Source organism: Streptococcus sp. GMD6S (genome assembly GCF_000297015.1).
Window position 1 is genome coordinate 1 of sequence record NZ_AJRH01000195.1, and the last position, 892, is coordinate 892.

Below are 892 nucleotides of genomic sequence, written 5' to 3' on the forward strand. Positions count from 1 at the left end.
TCTCCCATTTCTGAGTTTTTAGGTGTTTCCAGTAAATTTAAAATAGCCTCTTGGTCCAGGCTATCAATGACGCTAGCTAACTCGCTAGCAATCAATTCTTTTGTATTCATAAGGGCTCCTTTTGGGCTTTTTTACTATTTTAACACAATTTACTACATTTTTTGAGAAAGAAAAGAATTTTTTTGAATTATCTAGTTTTTTTGGTATAATGTAGTTATAAAATAAATGTAAAACTTGTTATAAATATTCACTTAAGAGGATAATATGAGAAAAAGAGAACGGCATCAGTTGATTAAAAAGATGATCACCGAAGAAAAACTTGGGACACAAAAAGAGATTCAAGATCGTTTAGAAGCTCGTAATGTTTATGTGACACAAACGACTTTGTCACGTGATTTGCGTGAAATCGGCTTGACCAAGGTTAAGAAAAATGATATGGTGTATTATGTACTAGCAAATGAGACAGATAAGATTGATTTAGTTGAGTTTTTGTCTCATCATTTAGAAGGAGTTGCAAGAGCTGAGTTCACCTTGGTACTTCATACCAAACTTGGGGAAGCTGCAGTCTTAGCAAACATTGTAGATGCAAACAAGGATGAATGGATTTTAGGAACGGTTGCTGGTGCTAATACCTTATTGGTTATTTGTCGAGACCAGCACGTTGCCAAGCTGATGGAAGATCGTTTGCTAGATTTGATGAAAGATAAATAAGGTCTTGGGAGGTGCTCTCAAGACTTATTTTTAGCAAGGAGAGACGGAAAATGGCAACAGAAAAGCTATCACCCGGCATGCAACAGTATGTGGATATTAAGAAACAATACCCAGATGCTTTTTTGCTTTTTCGAATGGGTGATTTTTACGAGTTGTTCTATGAAGATGCAATTAATGCAGC

Annotated in this window: 2 protein-coding genes and 1 pseudogene; 2 read left to right on the forward strand and 1 reads right to left on the reverse strand. The window is 35.5% G+C overall.

Annotated features, from left to right (window positions below; translation table 11 throughout):
- Nucleotides 1–110, reverse strand: a pseudogene (locus tag GMD6S_RS12395) (arginine--tRNA ligase); the annotation flags it as partial.
- 154 nt (nucleotides 111–264) lie between these two features.
- On the opposite strand from GMD6S_RS12395, the gene argR reads away from it, so the two are divergent.
- Nucleotides 265–711: an arginine repressor gene (argR, locus tag GMD6S_RS09630; protein ID WP_001231483.1), complete on the forward strand. Its 447-nt coding sequence runs from the start codon at nucleotides 265–267 to the stop codon at nucleotides 709–711.
- 50 nt (nucleotides 712–761) lie between these two features.
- Nucleotides 762–892 (forward strand): DNA mismatch repair protein MutS (locus tag GMD6S_RS12400; RefSeq protein ID WP_008294735.1); only part of this gene is annotated, 131 nt, incomplete at its 3' end.

Coding starts and splice junctions, on each gene's coding strand:
- argR (WP_001231483.1), top strand. CDS start 265: ATGAGAAAAAGAGAACGGCATCAGTTGATTAAAAAGATGATCACCGAA.